This window comes from Actinomyces sp. ICM39, assembly GCF_000282935.1.
GTDB classification, from domain to species: domain Bacteria; phylum Actinomycetota; class Actinomycetes; order Actinomycetales; family Actinomycetaceae; genus Pauljensenia; species Pauljensenia odontolytica_B.
The window spans coordinates 1-5,576 of the sequence record NZ_ALCB01000111.1 but is presented as its reverse complement, the minus strand read 5'-3'; the positions used below and the strand labels follow the sequence as shown (position 1 = coordinate 5,576).

Genomic DNA, 5,576 nt, shown 5'->3' with positions numbered 1-5,576 from the left:
GGTGCGCCGCCGCTCCGCCTAACCGGCACGAGGCAGGGGCTCGGCCCCGCTTTACGTCCCCTGTGGCGCTCGCCCCGTGCCGCCCCCGCGCGAGGCGAGCGCGACCGTGGCGGGCCTCGTCCCCTACGATGGGAACCATGAACCTCAGCTTCCCCGAGCGCATCCGCGTCGACGCCATCATCCAAGCCGCCATGGACATGGAGGCCGCGCCCCTCCTGCACGAGCTCGCGCCCATCGGGGACGACGAGACGCCCCAGGCCATCCTCGCGGGCAGCCACAAGACCCAGCGCTTCGTGCTCGGCATCCTCGACGGACGCACCGTCCTGGTCGTCACCTCCGGCATCGGCCTGGCCAACGCCGCCTCCGCGACCGCGCGCGCCCTCACCCTCGTCGAGGCCCCCATCGTCATCGCGGCCGGCACCACCGGCGGGCTCGCGCGCGACATCAACGTCGGCGACATCGCCGCCGGCACCCGCGCCATCTACGGGCAGGCCGATGCGACCGCCTTCGGCTACGCCATGGGCCAGGTCCCCCAGATGCCCGTCGACTACACCACCTCCGAAGCCGCCGAAGAACGCCTGCCCATCCTGCGCGGACTTATCGACCACACCGTGCGCCGCGGCCGCATCGTCTCCTCCGACTCCTTCTGCACCGAGGCCAACGTCGGCCCCATGCGTGAGCGCTTCCCCGACGCCATCGGCACCGACATGGAAACCTGCGCGATGGCGCAGGTCTGCTGGTCCTCCGACGTCGACTGGATCTCGTTGCGCGCCGTCTCCGACCTGTGTGGCCCCACCGCCGACCAGGCCTTCCACATGGACGGCGCCCGCGCCGCCGCCCACAGCGCCCAGGCCGTGCGCGCCTACCTGACGCTGCTCTGAGGCTGCCCCGGCCTCGTCGCCCCGGCCTCGTCCACGCCCCGAACGAACGGAAACGATCATGACCCCCGCCCGCGTCCTCATGGTGTGCACCGGTAACATCTGCCGATCCACGATGGCCCACGCGATCCTCGAACAGGCCGCCGCGCGCGCCGGCGTGGACGTCGTCGTCGATAGCGCCGGCGTCTCCGACGAGGAAGCCGGCAACCCGATCGACCGCCGCGCCGCCCGCGTGCTGCGCGACGCCGGGTACTCCGTGCCCGACCACCGCGCGCGCCAGATCCGCGCCGGCGAGCTGGGGGAGTGGGACCTCGTGCTGGCCATGACCTCGCGCCACCTGAGCGTCCTGGAGCGCCTCGCTGAGCGCGTGGGGGTTGAGCATGAGGGCGCGCCCGAGTCCGCCGCCGACCTGGCGCAGGGGCCGCGCGTGTGCCTGTACCGAGACCTCGACCCCGAGGGCAGCGGCGACGTGCCCGACCCGTGGTACGGCGGCCACCAGGACTTCCTGGACACCCTCGAGGTTATCGAGCGAGTCACCCCGCAGATCCTCGCCCTCGTGCGCTAGGCGCGCGGCGAACCGATGTTTTATGCAGACGAGCGGCCACCTTGCGGTAGCCGCTCGCTGTGCTAAAGCGTGGTGCCTCAGTCCGGCAGGGACGCTCCCGCCTCGGTGAGGAGAGTGCGGATCTGCTCCTCGACGCCCTTCGTGCCGCGGCCCATCGCGACCAGCTGGCCGTCCGCGCCCGCGATGAAGTGCGTCGGCCACGCCGTCGCACCGTAGGCCTTGAAAGCCTCCAGGTCGGGGTCCAGCGCCACCGGGTAGGTGATGCCCAGCTTCTCAATCGACGCGTTCACCACCGAGGTGTCGCGCTCGTAGGCCTGCTGGGGCGAGTGCACGCCCACGACGACCAGGCCGTAGTCCTTGTACTTCTCGTAGATGGCCTCGAGCTCGGGGATCTCGCGCTGGCAGTTTGTGCACGAGCTCGACCAGAAGTCCACGAGCGTCACCGTGCCGGACGGCTGGCCCAGGGAGTTGAGCCACTCCGAGGCCTGGATCGTCGGCATCACGCCGCAATCCTTCGCGCCACCCCGCGCGCACTGCGCGAAGTCGGTGCTCGCCTCGACCTCCTTCTCGGGCTCGCACGCGCCGTCCTCACAGGCGCCTTCAGTGCTGGCCTCGAGCGAGGCCGTGTAGTCGGGGATCATGCGCTGCAGCGCCATCGGGGCATCCGTCGCGATACCCAGCGCGAGCGCGATCATGGCGACGCCCGCGGCGATGCGCAGGGGGCGCTGGCGGGTCTTCAGGAAGCGGGCCGCGACGCCCGAACCGGCGATCGCGACGATCATCAGCGGGATCGACACGCCGATCGCGAAGGAGATGGCCAGGCCGATGATGTGCCACGTGATCTGCCCGGAGCTCGAGGCCACGATGATCGAGGTCAGCACCGGACCCGCGCACGGCACGAACGCCGCGCCCAGGACGAGGCCGAGGCCGAAGCCCGCGCTGTCGCCCGTCGTGCGAGGTGCCAGGCGCGCGAAGGGGCGCTCGAGCACCTCCATGATCTTCGGGACGATCATGCCGATGCCGACGGCCAGCAGCAGGATGATGCCGGTCCAGCGGATGAGCGCCTGCGGCAGGTTTAGCAGGCTCAGCAGCGCCGAACCCGCGACCGTGATGATCATGAACGAGGTGACGAGGCCCAGGACGATGAGCACGGGACGACGCGTCACCGACTCGCTGCCGTCGGCCTTCACGGCTGCCTTCTTCGGAGTTTCCCCGCCCAGGTTCACGCCCGGCGCGAGACGGAAGAGCGATGAATCAACGCCCGCCTTGCCGTCCTCAGAGGAACGTGCGGCCTCGTTCGAGGAGGATGCCGAGTCGCGGGAGCCAGCGGCGCCCAGGAAGAGTGCGGGTAGGACGGGAAGGATGCACGGGGAGATGCCCGTGATGAAGCCACCAAGAAGGCCTAGCAAGAGGAACATAGGTTCACCTTACTTGGAAGTAGTTGAAAATGCACGCTACTTGTCCGTTGTACGCACGAAACCGGATGGCATGGCCGGTCCCTGAAAAGTCGCATGCAATTCCCCTGCGTGTCCTACAAATACATAATTTAATTCGTTGAAATCATGCGGATTGTGAGGAAGTGATGCGTCAGTCCTCAAGGGAATTGCATGCGACATTATGGGGGTGCCGGTGCGTGAGTCGCGCCTACAGCGACAGGACCAGGTCCGCGCGCTCCTTCGTGCGATCGACGAGGGCCATGTTCGCCGCGTCCACCGTGCGCACCCAGTGCGCGGCGTCCGCGCGGTCGCGCCCAAAGCTCACGTGCCGGTCGATCAAACGCGAGGCGAGCTCCTCGAAAGGCGTGTCAATAAAGACGAGCAGGTCGATGAGGCCGCGCACGTCCGCCCAGCCGGGCAGCTCGAGGCCCAGGTAGTTGCCCTCCGTGATGACAACGCCGTCGACCTCGACGGGCAGGGAGGCGGCGACGGGCTCGTGCAGGTCGCGCCGGTAGTCGGGGGCGAGGACCACGCCGTCCGCGCGGCGCACGCGCCCCAGGAGGGCGACGTATCCGCCCACGTCGAAGGTGTCGGGCGCGCCCTTGTGGTCGGCGATCCCGCGCGCGGCCAGCACTGCGTTGGACATGTGGAAGCCATCCATGGGCGCCAGGCCAGCGACCGCGATGCCGGCCTCGGGCAGGGCGCGCGCCAGCTCGGCGGCGATCGTCGTCTTGCCGGTCCCGGGAGGACCGGTCAGGCCCAGCACGCGCACGGGGTCACCGAGGCGGGCGCGCTCGGCCACGGCCTCGACGATGCGCTGGGTGATCGACGAGGCCTGGGCGCACTCAGGAGAGGCAGCAGCCAACTGCGGTCCCGAGCTCGCCCGCAAGGAAGTCACGGCTTGATGACGGGCAGCGTCGACCAGGGGAAGTTGATCCACTTGTCGGTGTACGCCCACACGTAGTCGGGATCGATGATGGACACGGGCTTCTTGTAGATGACCGCGCTGCGCGCCTCGACGCGCACGGCGGCGGAGCCGTCGAGAGTGAGGCCGTGCTCGTCGATGAGGTCCATGACCATCTTGAGGGTCTTGCCGGAGTCGGCGACGTCGTCGACGACGAGGACGCGCTTGCCGTCCATCGCGGAGACGTCCATGAGCGGGGGAAGCAGCTGGGGCTCCTCGAGGGTTTCGCCGATGCCGGAGTAGAACTCGACGTTCATGGTGCCGATGGCCTTGACGTCCATCGCGTAGGCGATGGCGCCAGCGGGAATGAGGCCGCCGCGCGCGATGGCGACGATCAGGTCCGGGATCCAGCCAGAGTCGACGATCTGCTGAGTGAGCTCACGGGACGCGTCGCCGAAGCCCTCCCAGGTGAGGACCTCGCGGTCGGGAGCGGTGGTGGCGTCGGGGCTGGCGGTGGTACCCATGGCTTCCTTCTCTCGGGAGTGTTGGAATCTAGGGTATCGCCGTCGGGTGGGTGTGTGCGCGCCCGTACGGGTAATAAAACTGTGACGTGGGCAGACGCACGCCGCGCGCGCACTCCGTCGGCGTCGGTAACGCTAACGGCGGCGGCGGATCGAGGCGAGCTCGCGCTCGTAGGCGCGCCCGGGCGAGGCGGCCTTTCCTCGGTGCTCCCAGGTGAGGATCAGCGCAGGGTTGAAGGCGCGCGAGCACACCCCGCACGAGGAGACGCGGCGCGGCGCTCGGTACAGGCGGCGGGTGGCCCCGCAGCGCGGGCACGTGCCCACCCAGGGCGCGTCCGGGGAGGGCAGGGACGAGGGCAGCCGCGCGGAATCCGGGGCACCGAGGGCGCGCGCGGCGCGCTTCCAGGCGGCGTCGTGCCCGTGGGTGGGGCCGACGAGGGCGTGGGCGATCTCGTGCAGGATGACGCCCCTGATCGTTCCTTCGTCGTACAGGTCGGTGAGCGGCCCGGACAAGCTGATCGTGCGCGAGGCATGCGTGCACGCGCCCGCCCGGCGCTTGGCGTGGTCGAAGCGGAAACGCCAGTCGGTCAGTCCAGCCGCGTCCATGAGGGAGCGCGCGAGGGTGCGAGCATCCTCGCGCTTCACTGTGCCCCCGCGAGCACGCCGAGCAGGCGCTTCATGGAGACCTTGTTGGGCGTGCCCAGGGTCTGGGCGAACATGGACACGCGCAGCTCCTCGGCCATCCATCGCGCCTGGGTGAGGGCGGCGTCGCGTCGGGCGTCGTAGGGGCGCCGTTCCAGGGCCTTGCGCGTGGCGGCGATCTCGGCTTCGGCCTGGTGGATGCGGTCCATGTCCTCCAGGTCGCGCGCGAGCGCCCCCGGCGAGGAGGCGGCGCGCTCGATGCGCACGGCCCCGGCGCGCAGGTAGCGCCCCAGGTGCGGCAGTGCGGAGGCGGGCGTCGCCGATACGAAGCCCTCGTAGAGCAGGGTCGTGCCGTGCCTCGCGACGTCGCGCGTCGTCTCCTTGAGCGAGGCCTGGGGGTGGGAGCGCACGGCGGCGTCGGCCTCGGCGCTGGCCTCCAGGGCCCGCACGACGTGGGAGAGGATCTGATAGACGCGGTCCTCGTGTGCGTCGCGCGCGGCCGCCACGAGAGTCTCGAAGGCCTCGGGGTCGCGCACGTCGGCGGGGGTGCTCAGCTCGTCCACGAGGGCGAGGGCCGAGGCCAGCTGCGCGTCCGCGACCAGGGCCGCCGTGTCCGCGTAGGGGGAGGCC

At 70.3% G+C, this 5,576-nt stretch carries 7 protein-coding genes; 2 read left to right on the top strand and 5 right to left on the bottom strand.

The genetic code is table 11. The features are described from left to right. Positions 1–137 precede the first annotated feature (137 nt). Positions 138–881 (top strand): 5'-methylthioadenosine/S-adenosylhomocysteine nucleosidase, encoded by a 744-nt coding sequence (mtnN, locus tag HMPREF1137_RS07500; protein WP_009053831.1) that lies wholly within the window; start codon positions 138–140, stop codon positions 879–881. 58 nt (positions 882–939) lie between these two features. Continuing rightward, positions 940–1,443 (top strand): low molecular weight protein-tyrosine-phosphatase, encoded by a 504-nt coding sequence (locus HMPREF1137_RS07495; RefSeq protein WP_009053823.1) that lies wholly within the window; start codon positions 940–942, stop codon positions 1,441–1,443. 77 nt (positions 1,444–1,520) lie between these two features. Here the strand turns inward: HMPREF1137_RS07495 and HMPREF1137_RS07490 are convergent, their stop codons facing one another. From HMPREF1137_RS07490 to HMPREF1137_RS07470, 5 genes are all read right to left on the bottom strand, one after another. Continuing rightward, a complete protein-coding gene (locus HMPREF1137_RS07490; RefSeq protein ID WP_009053824.1) occupies positions 1,521–2,861 on the bottom strand; it encodes a cytochrome c biogenesis protein/redoxin in 1,341 nt (446 codons plus the stop codon). Between the two features lie 226 nt (positions 2,862–3,087). Continuing rightward, entirely contained in the window at positions 3,088–3,777 is a 690-nt protein-coding gene (locus HMPREF1137_RS07485; protein ID WP_034497331.1) for an AAA family ATPase, read from the bottom strand. After that, positions 3,774–4,307: a phosphoribosyltransferase gene (locus HMPREF1137_RS07480; RefSeq protein WP_009053822.1), complete on the bottom strand. Its 534-nt coding sequence runs from the start codon at positions 4,305–4,307 to the stop codon at positions 3,774–3,776. The genes HMPREF1137_RS07485 and HMPREF1137_RS07480 overlap by 4 nt, the downstream gene beginning before the upstream one ends. 132 nt (positions 4,308–4,439) lie before the next feature. Continuing rightward, on the bottom strand, positions 4,440–4,949 hold the full coding sequence (locus HMPREF1137_RS07475) for a SprT-like domain-containing protein (protein ID WP_009053826.1): 510 nt from the start codon (positions 4,947–4,949) through the stop codon (positions 4,440–4,442). After that, positions 4,946–5,576, bottom strand: a 631-nt coding sequence (locus HMPREF1137_RS07470; RefSeq protein WP_009053828.1) for a DUF3418 domain-containing protein, incomplete at its 5' end; no start/stop codon positions are given. The genes HMPREF1137_RS07475 and HMPREF1137_RS07470, both read right to left, overlap by 4 nt.